The sequence below is a fragment of the Rhodococcus sp. (in: high G+C Gram-positive bacteria) genome (genome assembly GCF_049591685.1).
Classification (GTDB): domain Bacteria; phylum Actinomycetota; class Actinomycetes; order Mycobacteriales; family Mycobacteriaceae; genus Rhodococcoides.
Genome location: NZ_JBAWFH010000237.1, coordinates 20,484 through 40,092, shown reverse-complemented (window position 1 = coordinate 40,092; position 19,609 = coordinate 20,484). Strand labels below are relative to the sequence as shown.

Here is a 19,609-nt window from a genome sequence, read left to right as displayed (position 1 = left end):
CCCGCTTCTGTGGTGCTCGGAGCTCAAAAGGACTAGTCCTTCTTCTCCGGTGTTTCAGTTGCTACAGCCTCGGCCTCGGTGGCGTCGGACGCGTGGGCGTCCGTGTCCTCGATGCCCTCGATGACGGCGTCGGCGTTGGCAACCTCAGCGTCGGTCGCGTCGGCTTCGACAGCCTCGACGACGTTGTCCCCGGATGCTGCCGGCGCCTCGGTGGCGGCAGGTGCCTGCGATGCCTTCACGCGGCGAGCGCGATCGGCTTCGTTGGACACCGTCTGCTCGTTGACGAGCTCGATGATGGCCATCGGCGAGTTGTCACCCTTGCGGGGGACGGTCTTGATGATTCGCGTGTAGCCACCGTCGCGATCGGCGAAGAAAGGCCCGATCTCGGCGAAGAGCTTGTGCACGACATCTTTGTTGTTGATGGTCTTGAGAACCTCACGACGATGTGCGAGATCACCCTTCTTGGCATGGGTGACAAGCTTCTCGGCGTGGGGACGAAGGCGCTTGGCCTTCGACTCGGTGGTGGTGATGCGGCCGTGTTCGAAGAGTGCCGTCGCGAGGTTGGCCAAGATGGCCTTCTGGTGCGACGCCGACCCGCCGAGACGGCGGCCCTTGGTGGGCTTGGGCATGATGAATCTCCTAGTAAGAGCTCCAGCGAGCTGATTACAGCTGTTCTGTCTCGGCGTAGTCCTGCTCGGCGCCTTCGCTGTCTGCGAAGGAACTTGCGTCGGTGTCGCTCCACGTTCCCGTGGTGGCGTCGTATCCGGGCACGGTGGTCGGATCGAAGGACGCGGGGCTGTCCTTGAGGGAAAGGCCGAGCGAATGCAGCTTGACCTTCACCTCGTCGATGGACTTCTGTCCGAAGTTACGGATGTCCAGCAGGTCGGACTCGGTACGACCAACCAACTCGCCGACGGTGTGAACACCTTCGCGCTTGAGGCAGTTGTAGGACCGGACGGTGAGGTCCAGATCCTCGATGGGGAGTCCGAAGGAAGCGATGTGATCGGCCTCGGCGGGCGAGGGTCCGATCTCGATGCCTTCTGCTTCGACGTTCAGCTCACGGGCGAGGCCGAAGAGCTCAACCAGGGTCTTGCCCGCCGAAGCGAGCGCGTCCCGCGCGGTGATGGAATTCTTGGTCTCCACATCGAGAACGAGCCGATCGAAGTCGGTGCGCTGTTCGACGCGGGTGGCCTCCACCTTGTACGTGACCTTGAGGACCGGCGAGTAGATCGAGTCGACCGGGATACGGCCGATCTCGGCGCCGGACGCCTTGTTCTGGACGGCGGGCACGTAGCCGCGGCCGCGCTCGACTACGAGCTCGACCTCCAACTTGCCCTTGTCGTTCAGGGTCGCGATGTGCAGATCCGGGTTGTTCACCGTGACGCCGGCCGGGGGAACGATGTCGCCTGCAGTAACAGTGCCGGGGCCCTGCTTGCGGACGTACATGGTGACCGGCTCGTCCTCTTCGGAGCTCACGACGAGTCCCTTGAGGTTCAGAATGATGTCGGTGACATCTTCCTTGACTCCGGGGACGGTGGTGAATTCGTGGAGGACGCCGTCGATACGGATGCTGGTGACAGCAGCGCCGGGGATCGACGACAGCAGGGTGCGGCGGAGCGAGTTGCCGAGGGTGTAACCGAAGCCAGGCTCGAGCGGCTCGATGACGAATTTCGAGCGGTTGTCGGCGATGACCTCTTCGGTCAACGTCGGGCGCTGTGAAATGAGCATTGTGTGTTCCTCCTGTACGGACGTCCGCTATTTGACGTCCACGTGTGGAGGCGAGAATGCCTGCGGGTATCGGTAACACCCACAGGCACGCTGCGCCTTACTTCGAGTAGTACTCGACGATGAGCTGCTCCTGGAGCGGCACGTCGATCTGTGCGCGCTCCGGCACCCGGTGAACCAGGATGCGAAGACGGTTGGGGACGACCTGCAGCCACGGAGCGACGGGACGATCCCCGTAGCTCTCGCGAGCGATCTGGATCGGCAGCGTCTGTGCGGACTTCTCGCGGACATCGATGATGTCGTACTGCGAAACGCGGTAGCTGGGGATGTCCACTCGCTTGTTGTTCACGAGGAAGTGACCATGCGTGACCAGCTGGCGTGCCTGACGACGTGTGCGTGCCAGTCCGGCGCGGTACACGACGTTGTCGAGGCGAGTCTCGAGGATCGTCAACAGGTTCTCACCGGTCTTGCCGGGGCGGCTGTTGGCTTCCTTGTAGTAGAGACGGAACTGCTTCTCCATGACGCCGTAGGTGAAGCGTGCCTTCTGCTTCTCCTGGAGCTGAAGCAGGTACTCGCTCTCCTTGATCCGCGCGCGGCCGTGCTGGCCGGGCGGGTAAGGACGACGCTCGAACGCCTGGTCGCCTCCGATGAGGTCGACGCGCAGACGACGGGACTTGCGGGTCATAGGACCGGTATAACGTGCCATTACTTTGTAACCTTTCCCTTTCCCGCTAGACCCGGCGCCGCTTCGGCGGACGGCAGCCGTTGTGCGGCTGAGGAGTGACGTCGGAGATGGTGCCTACCTCGAGGCCGGCAGCCTGAAGCGAGCGGATCGCGGTCTCGCGGCCGGAGCCCGGACCCTTGACGAACACGTCGACCTTCTTGACGCCGTGCTCCTGCGCCTTGCGCGCAGCACTTTCGGCTGCGAGCTGAGCGGCGAACGGAGTCGACTTACGCGAGCCCTTGAAGCCCACGTGGCCCGAGGACGCCCAGGAGATGACGTTGCCTGCGGGGTCGGTGATCGACACGATCGTGTTGTTGAACGTGCTCTTGATGTGCGCAGATCCGTGCGGGACGTTCTTCTTGTCCCTGCGACGCGTCTTCTGCGCCTTCTTCGGACCGGTACCGCGTGCTTTAGGGGGCATTACTTCGCCTTCTTCTTGCCGGCAATGGTGCGCTTGGGGCCCTTACGGGTGCGCGCATTGGTCTTGGTGCGCTGTCCACGGACGGGCAGACCACGACGGTGGCGAAGGCCCTGGTAGCAGCCGATTTCGATCTTGCGACGGATGTCGGCCTGAACCTCACGGCGCAGGTCGCCCTCGACCTTGAGGGACTCCTCGATGTACTCGCGGAGCTTGGTCAGATCTTCGTCGGACAGATCCTTGCTGCGCAGATCCGGGTTGACACCGGTTGCCACGAGGATTTCTTTGGAGCGGGTACGGCCTACGCCGTAGATGTAAGTCAGTGCGATCTCCATGCGCTTTTCGCGCGGAAGATCAACACCTGCGAGACGTGCCATGTGGCAATCCTTTTCTTGTCCGGAGGTCTGCTCCCAGTCCGTCCCCTGTGCCTCTGTACCGCTGAGACCGAGTCACGCAGACACGGTCTCTTTCAACTCAGTGGGGCCCCGGCCTCCGTGCCGGGGGTATGCCGCAACGCGTATGTCGCGGTTGGTGCTGGGAGGTCTTCTTCTTGCTGTGTGCCAAGCAGAAAAGCGAGTGCTCGGTGGTTATCCCTGACGCTGCTTGTGGCGCAGGTTTTCGCAGATAACCATGACCCGTCCGTTACGACGAATCACCTTGCACTTCTCGCAGATCTTCTTGACGCTCGGCTGAACCTTCACGTCGCTGATCTCCTGTGTGTAGCTCACGCGCCCCATCCGCCCGAAGACGTCGGCTCGACGTGAGCATGGTTCCCTCCGACCGGACGTGGCCGGAGAAGCTCTTACTTGTAGCGGTAAACGATGCGCCCACGCGTGAGGTCGTACGGAGAGAGCTCCACTACGACGCGATCCTCCGGGAGGATACGAATGTAGTGCTGGCGCATCTTTCCGCTGATGTGTGCGAGCACCTTGTGGCCGTTCTCGAGCTCAATGCGAAACATCGCATTGGGCAAGGGTTCGACTACCCGGCCCTCGACCTCGATGGCACCGTCTTTCTTAGCCATATCCTCCGCGTCCCTGGCGTTATACCTGGTTGATTGCATCTGTTTCCGTTACCGTGATGCTCACTGGCCACCGACGAGAAGTCGATGGTGTCAACCGGTCGAACGAGGACCGGCTTGCGCAGGCATGCGAACAACCGGTACGCAGAGCGCACCGTCGACCTATGCTACCGGCAAACGCTCACCAGGCCAAATGTGACCGATTTCGACCGATCCGTCGACGTCAGAGGCAGGAACACATGCGCGCGCTGATCCAGCGAGTCACCGAGGCGAGCGTCACAGTTGCATCTGCGAAACACTTCGGTCGCTCGGCGCACACGTCGAAACCGGGAAATTCGGCGCCTACATGACCGTGGCCCTCGTCAACGACGGCCCGGTGACCATCTAGCTCGAGGTCTGACGCGCTACTCGGGCCGCAGTGTCAGGATTCGCGGGCCATTCTCGGTGACCGCAACGGTGTGCTCCCAGTGGGCAGAGCGGGACCCGTCGGTGGTGACGACCGTCCAGTCGTCGTCGAGAATCTCGGTCTCGTACGTACCCAGTGTGAGCATCGGCTCGATCGCCAACGTCGACCCGACGACCAGTTCCGGGCCCTTGCCGGGTGCGCCCTCGTTGGCAAGGAACGGTTCCATGTGCATTTCGCGTCCGATGCCGTGTCCGCCGTAGCCGTCGACGATCCCGTATGCGCGGCCGTGCGCTTTTTCTGCTGCGTGGGTGCCGTTCTCGATCGCGTGGGAGACGTCCGTCAGCCTATTGCCGGCGATCATTGCCGCAATGCCTGCTTCCATCGACAACCGCGTCGCTTCGCTGAGAAGCGCGTCCGCTTCGATGACGTCTCCCACGCCGAACGTCCAGGCGGAATCCCCGTGCCAGCCGTCGAGTATCGCACCGCAGTCGATGGACACGAGATCGCCCGCGACCAGTATGTCGTCCGCCGAGGGGATCCCGTGAACCACACGGTCGTTGACCGACGAGCAGATACTGCCGGTGAAGCCGTGATAGCCGAGGAACGACGGGACTGCACCTGCGTCCCTGATCACTGCCTCGGCCACCCGGTCGAGTTCGAGCGTTGACACGCCTGGTTTCGCCGCTTCGCGCACGGCGACCAGTGCGGCGCCGACAATCGCACCCGCCGCAGCCATGGCGTCGAGCTCGCCAGGGCTGCGAAACGGGACCACCTTGCGCTTACGACCGAACGCCATTACTTGCCGAGACCCTCGATCGCCTTCAACGCGCGGGCGCTCACTTCGCCGACCTCGCCCATTGCATCGACGGTCACTATCTGATCGGAGTAGTAGTCGAGCAACGGCGCGGTTTCGTCGCGGTAGACCTTGAGCCGGTTGCGAATGACGTCTTCCTTGTCGTCCGCACGCCCACGGGAAAGCATGCGGGCGACGACGACGTCCTCGTCGACGACAAAGGACAGTACGGCGTCCAAGGATGCGCCGAGATCGGAGAGAATGCCGACCAACGACTCCGCCTGCCCGGTCGAGCGGGGGAAGCCGTCGAGCAGGAATCCGTTCACCGCGTCGGGCTCGGAGAGACGGCTACGCACCATATCGACGGTCAATTCACTCGGAACGAGGTCGCCGGCGTCGAGGTACTTCTTGGCTTCGATGCCGAGGGGTGTCTTCTCCCCTATGTTGGCGCGGAAGAGGTCACCGGTCGAAATGTGGGGTACGCCCAACTTCTCCGAGAGAATTTCGGCTTGAGTGCCTTTGCCGGCACCGGGAGGACCAAGAAGAACGAGTCTCACTTGAGGAACCCTTCGTAGTTACGCTGCATCAACTGACTTTCGATCTGCTTCACGGTATCGAGGCCGACGCTCACCATGATGAGTACGGCGGTGCCACCGAACGGCAAATTCTGCGCGCCGCCCGAGCTCCCGATATCGAGGAACAGGTTGGGCAGCACGGCGATGGTGCCCAGATAGATCGCGCCTGGCAAGGTGATGCGGCTCAGGACGTAGTTCAGGTAATCGGCGGTCGGCCGACCCGGGCGAATACCCGGAATGAACCCGCCGAACTTCTTCATCTCGTCCGCACGTTCCTCCGGATTGAAGGTGATGGCGACGTAGAAGTAGGTGAAGAAGACGATGAGTCCGAAGTAGATGGCGATGTAAACCGGGTTCGCCGGGTTCACCAGGTACTCGTTGATGATTCGCTGCCACCAGCTCGGATCCGTGGCTGTGCTCGCGGATGTGAGCTGGGCGATCAAGTTCGGTAGGTAGAGAAGCGAGGACGCGAAGATCACCGGGATGACGCCGGCCTGATTGACCTTCAGCGGAAGATACGTCGACGATCCGCCGTACATCTTCCGACCGACCATGCGCTTCGCGTACTGCACAGGGATGCGGCGCTGACCCTGCTCGACGAAAACTACGCCGGCGATGATCAGGAATGCGGCAACGCAGACCAGTGCGAACACGAGGCCGCCGCGGCTATCGAGGATCGACTTGCCCTCGGACGGGATGCGGGAGGCGATACCGGCGAAGATCAGGAGCGACATGCCGTTGCCGACACCGCGCTCGGTGATGACCTCTCCGAACCACATGACCATTGCTGCGCCGGCAGTCATGACCAGCACGATGATGATCAGGCCGAAGACGCTCTGATCGGCGATGATGTCTTGCTGGCAACCCTGAAGGAGCTGTCCACGTGAGGCAAGAGCAACGAGTCCGGTGGCTTGCAGGATCGCCAGCGCGATCGACAGATAACGCGTGTACTGCGTCATCTTTGCCTGGCCGGACTGGCCCTCCTTGCGGAGCTGCTCGAACTTCGGGATGACGACGGTAAGGAGCTGCACGATGATGCTGGCGGTGATGTACGGCATGATGCCGATCGCGAACACCGAAAGCTGGAGCAGCGCACCGCCGGAGAAGAGGTTGATGAGCGAGTAGATACCCGCCTGATCACCGCCGGAGACCTGGTCGATGCAGGCTCGGACATTGGCGTAATCCACGCCGGGTGAAGGCAGAGTAGCGCCGAAGCGGTACAGGGCGACCAGACCGAGCGTGAAAAGGATCTTCCGTCTCAGGTCAGGGGTCCTGAGGGCCGACACGAAGGCGGAAAGCAAAGATCCTCCTGGTACGAGGCGCGTTGGTGTCGAGATGCCCCGGCAGCCGCGTAGGGCCCGTCGACACTCGACCTTGGATTGCGGGCTGCATAGCCGCCCACGTCGAACGTTGTTGGTTAACTCTAGAACTCTAACAGTGTGCGTCGAACCGCCGGTCCATCAGTCCGCGCACCCACCATTCGGGCGGTACGCGCACTGACCCACAACGCCGCGATGGCCGCAGCACGAGCCTCTTGCGAAGCTTGTCGCTGCGGCCATCGACGCATTGCTGTCCCGACCGGAGTCGGGTTGTGGCTAAACCTCGGTGACAGAACCGCCGGCAGCGGCGATCTTTTCCTTGGCGGAGCCGGTGAACTTGTTGGCCGAGATCTCGACCTTCACGGTCAGGTCTCCGTCGCCCAGCACCTTGACGGGCTGGTTCTTGCGTACGGCACCCTTGGCAATCAGTTCGGCGATGCCGACCTGGCCACCCTCGGGGAAAAGCCGCTCGATGTCGCGAAGGTTCACGACCTGAAAGACGACCCGGTTCGGGTTGGTGAAGCCCTTGAGCTTCGGGAGACGCATGTGAAGGGGCATCTGGCCACCCTCGAAGCGCGCAGGCACGTTCTTACGCGCGCCCGTTCCCTTGGTACCGCGACCGGCAGTCTTGCCGCGCTTGCCGCCTTCACCGCGGCCGACGCGAATCTTCGCCGACTTGGATCCGGGTGCAGGACGGAGGTGATGCAGTTTGATGGTCATGGCTAGACCTCCTCAACAGTTACGAGGTGGCGCACGACATTGACCAGACCTCGGGTCTGCGGGGTGTCGTCACGAACGACGGACTGGCGAATGCCTTTGAGTCCGAGGGTCCGCAGGCTGTCCCGCTGGTTCGACTTCTGACCGATGGTGCTTTTGATCTGAGTGACCTTGAGCTGTGCCATTACTTGACCGCTCCTGCCTGTGCACGCGCACGCAGCATTCCGGCAGGCGCAACCTCTTCGAGGGTCAAACCGCGGCGAGCCGCGACTTCCTCTGGACGCTGCAGACCCTTGAGGGCTGCGACGGTGGCATGCACGACGTTGATGGCGTTGTCGCTACCGAGCGACTTCGACAGCACGTCGTGGATTCCGGCGCACTCCAGCACGGCGCGAACAGCACCACCGGCGATGACTCCGGTACCGGCGCTGGCCGGGCGGAGCATGACGATGCCTGCTGCAGCTTCACCCTGGATGGGGTGCGTGATGGTTCCGCCGATCATCGGAACACGGAAGAAGCTCTTGCGAGCCTCCTCGACGCCCTTCTGAATCGCCGCGGGAACCTCTTTGGCCTTGCCGTAGCCGACGCCGACCAAGCCGTTGCCGTCTCCGACGATGACGAGGGCGGTGAAGCTGAAGCGCCGACCACCCTTGACGACCTTGGAGACGCGGTTGATCGCGACTACGCGCTCGATGAAGTTCGACTTCTCGGCAGCGTTCCCGCCGCGCGAGTTGTCGCGACGGTCACGACCACCACGATTGTCACCGCGCTGGTTGTTGTCACCGCCTGCGTTCGGTCCACTGTTCTGTCCGGCGGGGCCGCTTCCGCCGTCACGCCGTTGACGTCCCGGCATCAGGCTGTCCTTCCGTTGTCAGTAAGAGTCATCATCAGAATGTCAACCCGCCTTCGCGAGCAGCATCTGCCAGTGCCGCAATACGGCCGCTGTAGTTGTTGCCGCCACGGTCGAAGACGACCGCGTCGATTCCGGCAGCCTTCGCGCGGCTGGCGATGAGCTCGCCGACCTTCGCGCTCTGGGCCTTCTTGTCTCCGTCGAGTGCGCGCACGTCGGCCTCGATCGTCGACGCGCTGGCCAGCGTGTGGCCCGCGAGGTCGTCGACCAACTGGACGTGAATGTGACGCGAGGAGCGGTTGACGACCAAGCGAGGACGCTCGGGCGTTCCGGAGATCTTCTTGCGGAGGCGGAAGTGACGACGTGCCTTCGACAAGCGACGCTTCGTCGAGACATCGGTGCCGCGAGGAGTGCGGTCGACCTTCGCCTTGTCTGCTGTTGCTGTTTGCTGGCTCATATCACTTACCCGTCTTTCCGACCTTGCGGCGGATAACTTCACCCTCGTAGCGGATGCCCTTGCCCTTGTACGGGTCCGGACGCCGCAAACGACGAATGTTGGCAGCGATCTGGCCGACCGCCTGCTTGTCGATGCCGGTGACGGTGAATCGCGTGGGCGACTCGACCGTGAACGTGATGCCGTCCGGTGCCTCGATGAGCACTGGGTGGCTGTAACCGAGGGCGAACTCGAGGTCCTTGCCCTTGAGTACCACGCGGTAACCGACGCCGTGGATTTCCATCTTGGTGGTGTAACCGTTGGTGACACCGGTGATGAGGTTGGCGACCAGGGTGCGCGAGAGGCCGTGCAGCGAGCGACTACGGCGCTCGTCGTCCGGACGGGTGACGGCGATGGCGCCGTCGTCCGCGCGTGCAATCTGGATGGGCTCGGCGATCGTCAGGCTGAGAGCACCCTTGGGGCCCTTGACCGCGACGTTCTGGCCTTCGATCGTGATGTCGACGCCCGCGGGGACCGCGACCGGCAATTTTCCAATACGTGACATGGTGTGGCCTCCCCTACCAGACGTAGGCGAGGACTTCTCCGCCCACACCCTGCTTGGCCGCCTGACGCTCTGTGAGCAAACCGGTGGACGTGGAGATGATCGCCACGCCCAGGCCGCCGAGAACCTTGGGCAGATTGGTGGATTTTGCGTACACACGAAGGCCTGGCTTCGAGATGCGACGCACGCCTGCGAGGCTTCGCTCACGGCTGGGTCCGTACTTGAGATCGACGATGAGGGTCTTGCCCACCTCGGCGTCCTCGGTACGGAAATCAGCGATGTAACCCTCGCGCTTGAGGATCTCGGCGATGTTCGCCTTCAGCTTCGAGTGGGGAAGCTTCACCTCGTCGTGGTACGCCGAGTTGGCGTTGCGCAGACGGGTCAAGAAGTCTGCAATTGGATCGGTCATCGTCATGGTGTGACCTGTGCACCTTTCTCGCAGCGGTTCCCATGCAGCACGTGCGAACTGGTGCCCTGGGTGATGGTGACCCCGGGGCCTGGTTCGTCACATCGTGGGCCTACAACGAAGTGAACATGTCCTGACCGACTTTTGCCGGTCAGGGGTTGCGCTCCAGGCAATGCATTGCTGCACTGCCAGGTGTTTCGAGCTTCCGCGTGGTCTTCTACCGCGTGCGGAGAACTCGAGGTTGCATGAATTGTGCAAGGACTCGTGTGCAGGCACGACGAAGCCCGGGCAACCGCACTAGTGTAGGCAACCGCCGGGCAAACTCCAAATCCGACGTTCGCGAACTCTGACCGACCAAAAAACGGGCGCGGGTTCCTTTCGGAACCCACGCCCGTCATCGTGGTGCAACGAGGCCCGAGGGCCTCAAATCACCAGGAGCTCTTGTGAACGCCCGGGAGCTCTCCGCGGTGCGCCATTTCGCGGACGCAGATACGGCAGAGACCGAACTTGCGGAAGACCGCGTGGGGACGGCCGCAGCGGTTGCAGCGAGTGTAAGCACGCACCGCGAACTTCGGCTTCTTGTTGGCCTTGTTGACCAATGCCTTCTTAGCCATGGACTCAGTTCTCCTTGAACGGGAAGCCGAGGTGCTTGAGCAGCGCACGGCCTTCTTCGTTGTTGGTTGCGGTGGTCACAACAGTGATGTCCATGCCGCGCGGACGGTCGATCTTGTCCACGTCGATCTCGTGGAACATCGACTGCTCGTTGAGGCCGAACGTGTAGTTTCCGTTGCCGTCGAACTGCGTGCCGGAAAGGCCGCGGAAGTCCCTGATTCGGGGAAGGGCAATGGAGGTCAAGCGGTCCAGGAACTCCCACATGCGGTCGCCGCGAAGCGTGACGCGCGCGCCGATGGGCATTCCCTCACGGAGCTTGAACTGCGCGATGGACTTGCGAGCCTTGCGGATCTCCGGCTTCTGGCCGGTGATCGCTGCGAGGTCGGCAACTGCGCCGTTGATCAGCTTCGCGTCACGGGCGGCGTCGCCGACACCCATGTTGACGACAACCTTGACAACACCGGGGATCTGCATGACGTTGTCGTATGCAAACTCGGTGTTGAGGGCGTCCTTGATCTCGGCGCGGTAGCGCGCCTTGAGGCGAGGCTGAACGCCTGCCGTGTTCTCAGTGGTAGTCATCTCAGATGTCCTTCCCGTTCTTCCGGGAAATCCGAACGCGCTTGCCGGTCTCCTCGTCGGTCCGGTAGCCCACGCGAGTGGGGTTTCCGTCCGAATCGATGACCGCAACGTTCGATATGTGGATCGGGGCTTCCTGCGTGACGATTCCGCCCGAAGACGCGCCGCGCTGGTTGGCGGACACCGCGGTGTGCTTCTTGATGCGGTTGACGCCCTCGACAAGAACCTTGCTGTTGTCGGGGTAGGCCTGAATGACCTTGCCCTTGGCGCCCTTGTCCTTGCCGGCGATCACGAGAACGGTGTCGCCCTTGTGCACCTTCATTTACAGCACCTCCGGGGCGAGCGAGACGATCTTCATGAACTTCTTCTCACGCAGCTCGCGGCCGACCGGGCCGAAGATGCGGGTTCCGCGAGGATCGTTGTCCGGCTTGATCAGCACGGCAGCGTTCTCGTCGAAACGGATGTACGAACCGTCCGGGCGACGACGCTCCTTGACGGTACGAACGATGACGGCCTTGACGACCTCACCCTTCTTGATGTTTCCACCGGGAATGGCGTCCTTCACCGTAGCTACGATGATGTCGCCGATTCCGGCGTAGCGACGTGACGAGCCACCGAGAACGCGGATGCAAAGGATTTCCTTCGCGCCCGTGTTATCAGCGACGCGTACTCGCGACTCCTGCTGAATCACAAACTTCTCCTAGACCTGGATGTGCATACGTGCCGGATTTCCGTCCCGACACGCGCGGTCGGCTGCCACAGCGCGGGCACACGTAGGTACACCGCTGCCACAGGCAACCGGTCAAGTGTAGGGTACGGCGCTGGTCGCAGCCAAATCGCCTCCGGGTTCGAGAGGGAACCTGGTCAGAAGTAGAGGACACGGTGACGGATTGAACCCTCGCAGTGGCCGATAAACAATGCCACCAGGGACACCCATCTGCCGCGTCGGATCGCGGAGAGCGACAGAGAGCGACGCGGGTAGTCCTGGGCAGCAAGTGCGACGAGTTGCTCGCCGGTGGTGCCGACCGCGTTGTACGTCGGGATGATGACCGAGACGAGGGGTAAGTCTTCCGATCGTATGTCTCTAGTCACCGGAAGAGTGGAACATGGGCGCCTAACGAAATGCATTCGCCCCGACCCTCGAGAGCGTTGACCGACTGCTCACCACACGAAAGCGCGGTGACGCAGTCCTCCTCGAAATTCACCCACATGAGCCGCGACAGCTCGGAGCCACTGCCCACGTGAAATTCGCGTGATGGTCCGCGGCACGAGAGGGTTTCCGAGCAGGAGAAGCACCCACCAGCGCATTGCGCGGCGAAGGTGAACAGGTGGGCAACCCTTGTCGCGGTAAGCACCCTGCAGCTGTGCGAACCCGTAGCCCAGCTTGTACGACTGCTTGATCAACGGGACCAGTTCGTCTCGAAGCCGATAGCCCACCAACTGTTTGGGTGCGAAAGCAAGGGTGTACCCGTTCAGCTGTGCGCGCCAACAGAATTCGACGTCCTCACTGGCCTCCAGGTCACACGACATACCGTCGAGATCGCGGTACACGGAGGCCCAGCATCCGAGGCTCGCTCCGATGGCGTAGGGAAGAAACGTGGTCTTTCCCTGCACATCCGGCGGTGTAGTGGGAGTCCAGTCGAGCGCACGCTCGGTGTTGACCGATTCCGTCTCCACGGCCGTACCCACGACGTCGCCCTCCCCCGCGAGTTCGACGAGTGTTTCCAACCATGCCGGATGCACGACGTCGTCTGCATCGCAGAATGCAAGGAAGTCACCTTTGGCTGCGACAGCACCACGGTTGCGTGCGTACGAGGCGCCGCTTTGTTCGCCGGCGTCGACACGACGCAGGTTCAGCAAATCTCGTTTCGCGTGATCGCGTAGGTGGTCGGACAAACCGTCGTCGGAACCGTTGTCGGCAACGATAACTTCGATCGGTCCTGCGTAGTTCTGCGCGGCGAGACCATTCAATTGGTGATCGAGGTCCGGCAGAGAATTCCGCGCGGGAATTACCACCGACACGAATATGTCGCCGGATGACGACCCCTGATTCGAGTTGTGCAGTGTCGCGGTCATCTCCCGTTCAACCCTCCGCCAATTGTCGTCTCGCTCGATTCGGCCCGCATCGACACGTTAATCGACATTCGTATCCACCCGCACCCCGAGACATTCATGCCTCGGATGCAAACAAGACAATTGGATAGTCCGAATAGTGTTTGCGGTTGTACGACGGTTTCTCCGCTGTTCACTGCCGAATGTCCGGTCGGCGTCCGATTCGAGCCTCCTGCTGCTCGACACCCGTCGTATGACAACGGCAGACTGGGTCGCGTGAAGACCCTCATCCGCGGATAGAAATATCCCGTTCCTACTGTGCAGTTGACGGCCCGGCTCGACGCTTCGTACGACGTCGACGTTTCCGCGCTGCTGTTGGCTGCCGACGGACGCGTGCGCTCGGACGCGGATTTCGTCGTCTACAACCGACTGATCGGAGAGGGCGTCGAATACCCCCGCGATGATGAACGCCACCGCATTCTGATCGACTGCGCGCGGATACCCGGTGACGTCGATACCGTCGCGATCGTTGCGACCCTGGACGGGACCCATCTCGCGAACTTCGCATCAACGGGACCCGTGACAGTGACGGTGTCCGACGCTACGGGCGTACCGGTCGCCGCCTACACGGCTGACGCACTCGCACAGGAATCAGCGCTCGTCTGCATCGAAATCTATCGCCGAGGTACCCGGATCCGGCATCCAGAAGCAGGGCAGCAAGATGTGCCGAGTCGGGCTCAGCGGCGACGTCATGGCTCGAGCCGGGTCAATGGTGGCCTACCAGGGCGACCTTCGATTCGAAGCAAAAGGTTCGGGAGGTCTCGGGCGCGCGTTGAAGCAGGCTCTGTCCGGCGAGGGTGTGCCCTTGATGAAGGTCTCCGGCCAGGGTGATCTGTTTCTCGCCAACGCAGCTCAGGACGTCCACCTCATCGACCTCGACGGAACGGACGGGCTCACCATCAACGGGGCAAACGTTCTGGCTTTCGAGGCATCGTTGTCGTACGACGTGAAACGCGTACAGGGTGCGGCGTCTGCCGGCAATGCAGGCTTCTTCAACTGCGTCTTCTCGGGACGCGGCCGGGTCGCCATCACCACCGACGGTGTACCGGTGGTCCTGGACGTGGATCAGCCCTCCTTCGCCGATCCGCAAGCAGCGGTCGCGTGGTCGTCGAGCCTGTCGACGCGAGTCAAGAAGAACGATTCGTTCGGGCTCGGCACGCTGATGGGCCGAAGCACAGGGGAACGTTTCACGCTCGAGTTCGGCGGCCGGGGCTTCGTCGTGGTTCAGCCGTCGGAGCAGCCTCCCGGCGAGATGATCGGCGGCGCGGGCAGCGGGGAGCAGGCAGTCGTCGGCGGAGCCTTGGGCGGTCTGCTCGGGAGGTAAGCATGAGAAAGCCCCCGTCCAAATCGGACGGGGGCTTTGTCGTATTCGGTCTTACTTGGCCTTTTCGAGGACCTCGACCAGCCGCCAGTGCTTGGTAGCAGACAGCGGCCGGGTCTCCATGAGCTGTACGCGATCGCCTACGCCGGCGTCGCCCTTCTCGTCATGTGCCTTGACCTTGGTGGTCCGACGGATGACCTTGCTGTAGAGAGGGTGCTTGACCCTGTCTTCCAGCTCGACCACGATCGTCTTCTCCATCTTGTCGGATACGACGTAGCCGATCCGAACCTTGCGGTTGTTACGCTCTTCAGTCACAGTCTTTTCCTCGCTCATGCCGCGTCACCTGCAGTGTCGTCGGCGGGGCCTGTTGCCAGGCCGAGCTCGCGCTCACGCAGCACGGTGTAGATGCGCGCGATCTCGTGACGAACGGTGCGCAGTCGACGGTTGTTGTCCAGCTGGCCGGTAGCCATCTGGAAACGAAGGTTGAAAAGCTCTTCCTTCGACTCACGCAGCTTGGTGACCAGCTCTTCACCGGTGAGCTCGCGAAGCTCTGCGGCTGGGGTTCCGGTAGCCATCAGAACTGCTCCTCCCTGGTGATGATTCGTGCCTTCATAGGCAGCTTGTGAATTGCGCGCGTGAGTGCCTGACGCGCAATGTTCTCGTCCGGGAACGAGAGCTCGAAGAGCACCCGACCCGGCTTGACGTTCGCAACCCACCACTCGGGCGAACCCTTACCGGAACCCATGCGGGTCTCGGCAGGCTTCTTCGTGAGGGGACGGTCCGGGAAGATGTTGATCCAGACCTTGCCGCCACGCTTGATGTGGCGGGTGATCGCGATACGAGAGGCTTCGATCTGACGGTTGGTGACGTAGGCGGGCTCGAGAGCCTGGATGCCGTATTCACCGAACGTCACGGTGGTCCCGCCCTTGGCAGCACCCGAACGCTTCGGGTGGTGCTGCTTACGGTGCTTGACCCGGCGTGGGATCAACATAGTCAGCCCTCCTGATTCGGCTCGGTCGAGGCCGGAGCCTCTGCGGATGCCGCGCGACCGGCCTCGGTGCTCGTCGCGGTGGTGCCCGAAGCACCGGAGCGACGCGGACGAGACGGACGCTCGCGACGCGGACGATCTGCGCCACCTGCGGCCGGGGCTGCGGCGGCGAGCTCACGCTTACCACCGACGATGTCGCCCTTGTAGATCCAGACCTTCACGCCGATGCGGCCGAAGGTGGTCTTTGCCTCGTACAGCCCGTAGTCGATGTCCGCACGAAGGGTGTGCAGCGGCACGCGGCCTTCGCGGTAGAACTCGGAACGGGACATCTCGGCGCCGCCGAGACGGCCGGAGCACTGAACTCGGATGCCCTTGACGTTCGGCTGACGCATGGCCGACTGGATGGCCTTGCGCATTGCGCGACGGAAAGCGACGCGGTTGCTGAGCTGCTCGGCAACACCCTGGGCCACGAGCTGAGCCTCGGACTCGGCGTTCTTGACCTCGAGGATGTTGAGCTGAACCTGCTTGCCGGTCAGCTTCTCGAGTGCTCCGCGGATGCGGTCGGCTTCGGCGCCGCGGCGACCGATGACGATGCCCGGGCGTGCCGTGTGAATGTCCACGCGGACACGATCACGGGTGCGCTCGATTTCGACCTTGGCGATTCCTGCGCGCTCCATGCCGGTGGCGAGGAGCTTGCGGATGGCGACGTCTTCCTTGACGTACTCCGCGTACTGCTTGTCTGCGTACCAGCGCGACTTCCAGTCAGTGGTGATACCCAAGCGGAAGCCGTGCGGGTTGATTTTCTGACCCACTACTGAGCCCCTTCCTTGGATGCCTGGCCCTTACGGCGGTTACGACTGGGTCCACCGGTCTTGGGCAGGCTCTCGACGATCACCGTGATGTGGCTGGTGCGCTTGCGGATCCGGAATGCCCGGCCCTGAGCGCGCGGCTGGAATCGCTTGAGGGTTGCGCCCTCGTCAACGAATGCAGTCGCCACGATCAGTGTGCTGGGGTCGAGATCCAGGTTGTTCTCGGCGTTGGCCGCTGCGGAGGCGATCACCTTGGCGACCGGCTCGCTGGCTGCCTGCGGCGCGAACTTCAGGATGTTGAGCGCGTCCTCGACGGAGCGCCCGCGAACCAGATTGACGACGCGGCGAGCCTTCATGGGCGTGACGCGTACGTGCTTCGCGACGGCCTTGGCAGTCGGGTTGGCGGTTTCGGTCTTGCTCATCGCCTCTTCGCCTTCCGGTCGTCCTTGATGTGACCCTTGAACGTACGGGTCGGTGCGAACTCTCCGAGCTTGTGGCCGACCATCGAGTCGGACACGAACACCGGCACGTGCTTACGGCCGTCGTGGACGGCGAAAGTGTGGCCGATGAAGTCGGGGAGAATTGTCGAGCGACGAGACCAGGTCTTGATGACCTGCTTGGTCCCCTTGTCGTTCTGGACGTCCACCTTCGCGAGGAGGTGATCGTCTACGAACGGGCCTTTCTTCAGGCTGCGTGGCATTCTGAACTCCCTCCTAGCGCTTGTTCTTGCCGGTACGGCGACGACGGACGATGAGCTTGTCGCTCGCCTTCTTCTTGCTGCGGGTACGGCCCTCGGCCTGGCCCCACGGGCTGACCGGGTGGCGGCCACCGGAGGTCTTGCCCTCACCACCACCGTGCGGGTGGTCGACCGGGTTCATGACGACACCACGGACGGTCGGGCGCTTGCCCTTCCAGCGCATGCGGCCGGCCTTGCCCCAGTTGATGTTCGACTGCTCGGCGTTGCCGACCTCGCCGACGGTTGCGCGGCAGCGCACGTCGACGCGACGGATTTCACCGGAAGGCATACGCAGCGTGGCGTACGCGCCTTCCTTACCGAGGAGCTGGATGCTTGCGCCTGCGGAACGTGCCATCTTGGCGCCGCCACCCGGACGAAGCTCGACCGCGTGAATGGTCGTACCCGTCGGGATGTTGCGCAGAGGCAGGTTGTTGCCCGGCTTGATGTCGGCGCCTGCGCCCTGCTCGATCGGCGAACCCTGGGCGATGCCCTTGGGTGCCACGATGTAGCGCTTCTCGCCGTCTGCGAAGTGCAGCAGGGCGATGTTGGCGGTGCGGTTGGGGTCGTACTCGATGTGAGCGACCTTGGCCGGCACGCCGTCTTTGTCATTGCGACGGAAATCGATCAGACGGTACGCGCGCTTGTGTCCGCCACCCTTGTGCCGAGTGGTGATACGACCGTGTGCGTTACGTCCACCGCGACCGTGCAGGGGGCGAACCAGCGACTTCTCGGGCGTGCTGCGGGTGATCTCCGCGAAATCGGAGACACTGGAGCCGCGGCGGCCCGGAGTGGTCGGCTTGTACTTACGGATTGCCATGAGTCTTCTCGTCCTCTATATCCGAAGAGTCCCAGTCGCTTAAGCGACCGGACCTCCGAAGATCTCGATGGGCTTGCTGTCGGCGGAGAGCGTTACGAGCGCGCGCTTGGTGTCCTTGCGCTTGCCGTAACCGAAACGGGTCCGCTTGCGCTTGCCCTGACGGTTCTGCGTGTTGACGCTGGTCACGGTGACGTCGAAGATCTTCTCGACGGCAATCTTGATCTGCGTCTTGTTCGAGTCCGGGTGCACCAGGAAGGTGTAGGTGCCTTCCTCGATCAGTCCGTAGGACTTCTCGGAGATGACCGGCGCCAGCAAGATGTCGCGGGGATCGGCGATGGTGGTCACTTACTTCCCTCCTCGTTCTTCGCAGGCCCTGCGATGAACGTGTTCAGCGCTTCCACGCTGAAGACGACGTCATCGGCTTCGAGCACGTCGTACGTGTTGAGCTGGTCGGGTGCGATGGGGTGCACACCTTCCAGGTTCTGAACGCTCTTCCACGCTGCGATGTCCTCACGTCCGACGACGAGGAGAACCTTCTTGCGGTCGGAGATCTCGGCGATGAAGGACTTGGCGACCTTCGTCGACGGTGTCTGTCCGGCGATCAGTTCGGTGATGACGTGCAGACGCTCGCTGCGGGCCCGATCGGAAAGAGCTCCGCGCAGTGCGGCGGCCTTCATCTTCTTGGGAGTCCGCTGGCTGTAGTCACGCGGCTGCGGTCCGTGGACGGTGCCACCGCCGACGAACTGCGGTGCACGGGTCGAGCCCTGACGAGCGCGGCCGGTGCCCTTCTGGCGATACGGCTTCTTGCCACCGCCGCGAACCTCGCCACGAGTCTTCGTGGAGTGGGTTCCCTGACGTGCGGCAGCGAGCTGCGCCACTACGACCTGGTGCAGCAGTGCGATGTTGGCCGGGGCGTCGAAGATCTCGGCTGGGAGATCGACGGTGCCGTTGGTCTTGCCACCGGCTTCCTTGACGTCCAGCGTCAACTTGGTTTCAGTCTTCTTCTCGAGGCTGGTCATGCCCGTGCACCACCCTTCAATGCAGACTTGACGATCACGACGTTGCCGCGACGGCCCGGGATTGCTCCCTTGATCAAGAGCAGACCGTTCTCGTTGTCCACCTTGTGGACGGAGAGGTTCTGCGTGGTGACGCGGTCGCCACCCATACGTCCGGACATGCGCATGCCCTTGAACACGCGACCCGGGGTGGCGCAGCCACCGATGGATCCGGGACGACGGTGAACAGCCTGGGCACCGTGGCTCGCGCCCTGACCCTTGAAGCCGTGTCGCTTCATGGTTCCGGCGAAGCCCTTGCCCTTGCTGGTGCCGGTGACGTCGACGTATGCGCCGTCCTCGAACACAGCAGCGGTGAGCTCCTGGCCGACCTCGAACTGCGAGGCGTCGGCAACGCGGATCTCCACGACGTGACGGCGAGGCGTGACGCCTGCCTTCTCGAACTGGCCGGTGGCCGGCTTGTTCACCTTGCGGGGATCGATCGCACCGAAGGCGACCTGGACGGCGCTGTAGCCGTCGCGCTCCTGCGTGCGGATCTGGGTGACCACATTGGGGCCGGCCTTGATCACGGTCACGGGAACGACGCGGTTGTTCTCGTCGAAGACCTGGGTCATTCCGAGCTTGGTGCCCAGAATGCCTGCAGCAGGCCGATTCTTGTTATCAGTCATCGTTGTCT

Annotated in this window: 33 protein-coding genes and 1 pseudogene; 2 read left to right on the top strand and 32 right to left on the bottom strand. The window is 62.8% G+C overall.

The window, feature by feature from the left end:
• Positions 1-32: 32 nt before the first annotated feature.
• The 7 genes from rplQ to infA all read right to left on the bottom strand — a co-directional run bounded on the left by rplQ (position 33) and on the right by infA (position 3,891).
• Positions 33-629, bottom strand: a complete 597-nt coding sequence (gene rplQ, locus WBQ44_RS10130) for a 50S ribosomal protein L17 (protein ID WP_495566556.1) — start codon at positions 627-629, stop codon at positions 33-35.
• Between the two features lie 34 nt (positions 630-663).
• Complete coding sequence (locus WBQ44_RS10125; RefSeq protein WP_121114018.1) at positions 664-1,728, bottom strand: DNA-directed RNA polymerase subunit alpha; 1,065 nt, start codon at positions 1,726-1,728, stop codon at positions 664-666.
• 97 nt (positions 1,729-1,825) lie between these two features.
• Positions 1,826-2,431: a 30S ribosomal protein S4 gene (gene rpsD / locus WBQ44_RS10120; RefSeq protein WP_115963654.1), complete on the bottom strand. Its 606-nt coding sequence runs from the start codon at positions 2,429-2,431 to the stop codon at positions 1,826-1,828.
• Between the two features lie 25 nt (positions 2,432-2,456).
• Positions 2,457-2,870, bottom strand: a complete 414-nt coding sequence (rpsK, locus tag WBQ44_RS10115; RefSeq protein ID WP_008718225.1) for a 30S ribosomal protein S11 — start codon at positions 2,868-2,870, stop codon at positions 2,457-2,459.
• On the bottom strand, positions 2,870-3,244 hold the full coding sequence (gene rpsM, locus WBQ44_RS10110; RefSeq protein ID WP_121114015.1) for a 30S ribosomal protein S13: 375 nt from the start codon (positions 3,242-3,244) through the stop codon (positions 2,870-2,872). The genes rpsK and rpsM overlap by 1 nt, the downstream gene beginning before the upstream one ends.
• Positions 3,245-3,454: 210 nt before the next feature.
• Positions 3,455-3,568, bottom strand: a complete 114-nt coding sequence (rpmJ, locus tag WBQ44_RS10105; protein WP_003938068.1) for a 50S ribosomal protein L36 — start codon at positions 3,566-3,568, stop codon at positions 3,455-3,457.
• 101 nt (positions 3,569-3,669) lie between these two features.
• Positions 3,670-3,891 carry a translation initiation factor IF-1 gene (gene infA / locus WBQ44_RS10100; protein ID WP_005140011.1) on the bottom strand — a complete coding sequence of 74 codons (222 nt, stop codon included), beginning with the start codon at positions 3,889-3,891 and terminating at the stop codon, positions 3,670-3,672.
• Between the two features lie 199 nt (positions 3,892-4,090).
• Here infA and WBQ44_RS10095 point away from each other — a divergent pair, with 199 nt between their 5' ends.
• A complete protein-coding gene (locus WBQ44_RS10095; RefSeq protein ID WP_495566557.1) occupies positions 4,091-4,276 on the top strand; it encodes a D-aminoacyl-tRNA deacylase in 186 nt (61 codons plus the stop codon).
• 16 nt (positions 4,277-4,292) lie between these two features.
• Here the strand turns inward: WBQ44_RS10095 and map are convergent, their stop codons facing one another.
• From map to WBQ44_RS10020, 15 genes are all read right to left on the bottom strand, one after another.
• The gene (gene map / locus WBQ44_RS10090; RefSeq protein WP_495566555.1) at positions 4,293-5,090 is read right to left on the bottom strand and encodes a type I methionyl aminopeptidase; all 798 of its coding nucleotides are present in this window, start codon (positions 5,088-5,090) and stop codon (positions 4,293-4,295) included.
• A complete protein-coding gene (locus WBQ44_RS10085; RefSeq protein WP_495566554.1) occupies positions 5,090-5,644 on the bottom strand; it encodes an adenylate kinase in 555 nt (184 codons plus the stop codon). The genes map and WBQ44_RS10085 overlap by 1 nt, the downstream gene beginning before the upstream one ends.
• Positions 5,641-6,963 (bottom strand): preprotein translocase subunit SecY, encoded by a 1,323-nt coding sequence (gene secY / locus WBQ44_RS10080; protein WP_495566553.1) that lies wholly within the window; start codon positions 6,961-6,963, stop codon positions 5,641-5,643. Before secY ends, WBQ44_RS10085 begins: the two co-directional genes overlap by 4 nt.
• Before the next feature lie 294 nt (positions 6,964-7,257).
• Positions 7,258-7,701, bottom strand: a complete 444-nt coding sequence (gene rplO, locus WBQ44_RS10075) for a 50S ribosomal protein L15 (protein WP_495566552.1) — start codon at positions 7,699-7,701, stop codon at positions 7,258-7,260.
• A gap of 2 nt (positions 7,702-7,703) precedes the next feature.
• Positions 7,704-7,883, bottom strand: a complete 180-nt coding sequence (gene rpmD, locus WBQ44_RS10070) for a 50S ribosomal protein L30 (RefSeq protein WP_068380873.1) — start codon at positions 7,881-7,883, stop codon at positions 7,704-7,706.
• Positions 7,883-8,551 (bottom strand): 30S ribosomal protein S5, encoded by a 669-nt coding sequence (gene rpsE, locus WBQ44_RS10065; protein WP_072806580.1) that lies wholly within the window; start codon positions 8,549-8,551, stop codon positions 7,883-7,885. The genes rpmD and rpsE overlap by 1 nt, the downstream gene beginning before the upstream one ends.
• Before the next feature lie 34 nt (positions 8,552-8,585).
• Complete coding sequence (gene rplR / locus WBQ44_RS10060; RefSeq protein WP_495566551.1) at positions 8,586-9,005, bottom strand: 50S ribosomal protein L18; 420 nt, start codon at positions 9,003-9,005, stop codon at positions 8,586-8,588.
• A gap of 1 nt (position 9,006) precedes the next feature.
• Positions 9,007-9,546 (bottom strand): 50S ribosomal protein L6, encoded by a 540-nt coding sequence (gene rplF, locus WBQ44_RS10055; protein ID WP_495566550.1) that lies wholly within the window; start codon positions 9,544-9,546, stop codon positions 9,007-9,009.
• 13 nt (positions 9,547-9,559) lie between these two features.
• Positions 9,560-9,958, bottom strand: coding sequence for a 30S ribosomal protein S8 (gene rpsH, locus WBQ44_RS10050; RefSeq protein ID WP_072806577.1), 399 nt, complete (start codon positions 9,956-9,958; stop codon positions 9,560-9,562).
• A 419-nt stretch (positions 9,959-10,377) separates the two neighbouring features.
• On the bottom strand, positions 10,378-10,563 hold the full coding sequence (locus tag WBQ44_RS10045) for a type Z 30S ribosomal protein S14 (protein WP_495566549.1): 186 nt from the start codon (positions 10,561-10,563) through the stop codon (positions 10,378-10,380).
• Between the two features lie 4 nt (positions 10,564-10,567).
• The gene (gene rplE / locus WBQ44_RS10040) at positions 10,568-11,140 is read right to left on the bottom strand and encodes a 50S ribosomal protein L5 (protein WP_283507400.1); all 573 of its coding nucleotides are present in this window, start codon (positions 11,138-11,140) and stop codon (positions 10,568-10,570) included.
• Position 11,141: 1 nt separating this feature from the next.
• A complete protein-coding gene (gene rplX / locus WBQ44_RS10035) occupies positions 11,142-11,459 on the bottom strand; it encodes a 50S ribosomal protein L24 (protein ID WP_495566548.1) in 318 nt (105 codons plus the stop codon).
• Positions 11,460-11,828: a 50S ribosomal protein L14 gene (gene rplN, locus WBQ44_RS10030; RefSeq protein ID WP_008718280.1), complete on the bottom strand. Its 369-nt coding sequence runs from the start codon at positions 11,826-11,828 to the stop codon at positions 11,460-11,462.
• Between the two features lie 173 nt (positions 11,829-12,001).
• Positions 12,002-12,229 carry a hypothetical protein gene (locus WBQ44_RS10025; protein WP_495566547.1) on the bottom strand — a complete coding sequence of 76 codons (228 nt, stop codon included), beginning with the start codon at positions 12,227-12,229 and terminating at the stop codon, positions 12,002-12,004.
• 69 nt (positions 12,230-12,298) lie between these two features.
• Positions 12,299-13,213, bottom strand: a complete 915-nt coding sequence (locus WBQ44_RS10020; protein WP_495566546.1) for a glycosyltransferase family 2 protein — start codon at positions 13,211-13,213, stop codon at positions 12,299-12,301.
• Between the two features lie 300 nt (positions 13,214-13,513).
• Between WBQ44_RS10020 and WBQ44_RS10015 the strand changes: the two are divergent.
• Positions 13,514-14,573: pseudogene (locus WBQ44_RS10015) on the top strand (AIM24 family protein).
• Between the two features lie 51 nt (positions 14,574-14,624).
• Here the strand turns inward: WBQ44_RS10015 and rpsQ are convergent.
• From rpsQ to rplC, 10 genes are read right to left on the bottom strand one after another with little or no spacing between them, the layout of a single operon-like run.
• Positions 14,625-14,903, bottom strand: a complete 279-nt coding sequence (rpsQ, locus tag WBQ44_RS10010; RefSeq protein WP_068380845.1) for a 30S ribosomal protein S17 — start codon at positions 14,901-14,903, stop codon at positions 14,625-14,627.
• Positions 14,900-15,145, bottom strand: a complete 246-nt coding sequence (gene rpmC, locus WBQ44_RS10005; RefSeq protein WP_019663551.1) for a 50S ribosomal protein L29 — start codon at positions 15,143-15,145, stop codon at positions 14,900-14,902. Before rpmC ends, rpsQ begins: the two co-directional genes overlap by 4 nt.
• A complete protein-coding gene (gene rplP, locus WBQ44_RS10000) occupies positions 15,145-15,561 on the bottom strand; it encodes a 50S ribosomal protein L16 (RefSeq protein ID WP_495566545.1) in 417 nt (138 codons plus the stop codon). The genes rpmC and rplP overlap by 1 nt, the downstream gene beginning before the upstream one ends.
• A 2-nt stretch (positions 15,562-15,563) precedes the next feature.
• The gene (rpsC, locus tag WBQ44_RS09995; protein ID WP_495566544.1) at positions 15,564-16,370 is read right to left on the bottom strand and encodes a 30S ribosomal protein S3; all 807 of its coding nucleotides are present in this window, start codon (positions 16,368-16,370) and stop codon (positions 15,564-15,566) included.
• Positions 16,370-16,789 (bottom strand): 50S ribosomal protein L22, encoded by a 420-nt coding sequence (rplV, locus tag WBQ44_RS09990; protein WP_495566543.1) that lies wholly within the window; start codon positions 16,787-16,789, stop codon positions 16,370-16,372. The genes rpsC and rplV overlap by 1 nt, the downstream gene beginning before the upstream one ends.
• Positions 16,786-17,067 carry a 30S ribosomal protein S19 gene (gene rpsS / locus WBQ44_RS09985; RefSeq protein ID WP_008718309.1) on the bottom strand — a complete coding sequence of 94 codons (282 nt, stop codon included), beginning with the start codon at positions 17,065-17,067 and terminating at the stop codon, positions 16,786-16,788. Before rpsS ends, rplV begins: the two co-directional genes overlap by 4 nt.
• Before the next feature lie 13 nt (positions 17,068-17,080).
• Positions 17,081-17,920 carry a 50S ribosomal protein L2 gene (rplB, locus tag WBQ44_RS09980; protein ID WP_072806564.1) on the bottom strand — a complete coding sequence of 280 codons (840 nt, stop codon included), beginning with the start codon at positions 17,918-17,920 and terminating at the stop codon, positions 17,081-17,083.
• Positions 17,921-17,959: 39 nt separating this feature from the next.
• Positions 17,960-18,265 carry a 50S ribosomal protein L23 gene (gene rplW, locus WBQ44_RS09975; protein WP_068432316.1) on the bottom strand — a complete coding sequence of 102 codons (306 nt, stop codon included), beginning with the start codon at positions 18,263-18,265 and terminating at the stop codon, positions 17,960-17,962.
• A complete protein-coding gene (gene rplD / locus WBQ44_RS09970; RefSeq protein ID WP_495566542.1) occupies positions 18,262-18,939 on the bottom strand; it encodes a 50S ribosomal protein L4 in 678 nt (225 codons plus the stop codon). The genes rplW and rplD overlap by 4 nt, the downstream gene beginning before the upstream one ends.
• Positions 18,936-19,601, bottom strand: coding sequence for a 50S ribosomal protein L3 (rplC, locus tag WBQ44_RS09965; RefSeq protein ID WP_495566541.1), 666 nt, complete (start codon positions 19,599-19,601; stop codon positions 18,936-18,938). Before rplC ends, rplD begins: the two co-directional genes overlap by 4 nt.
• Between the last annotated feature and the right edge of the window lie 8 nt (positions 19,602-19,609).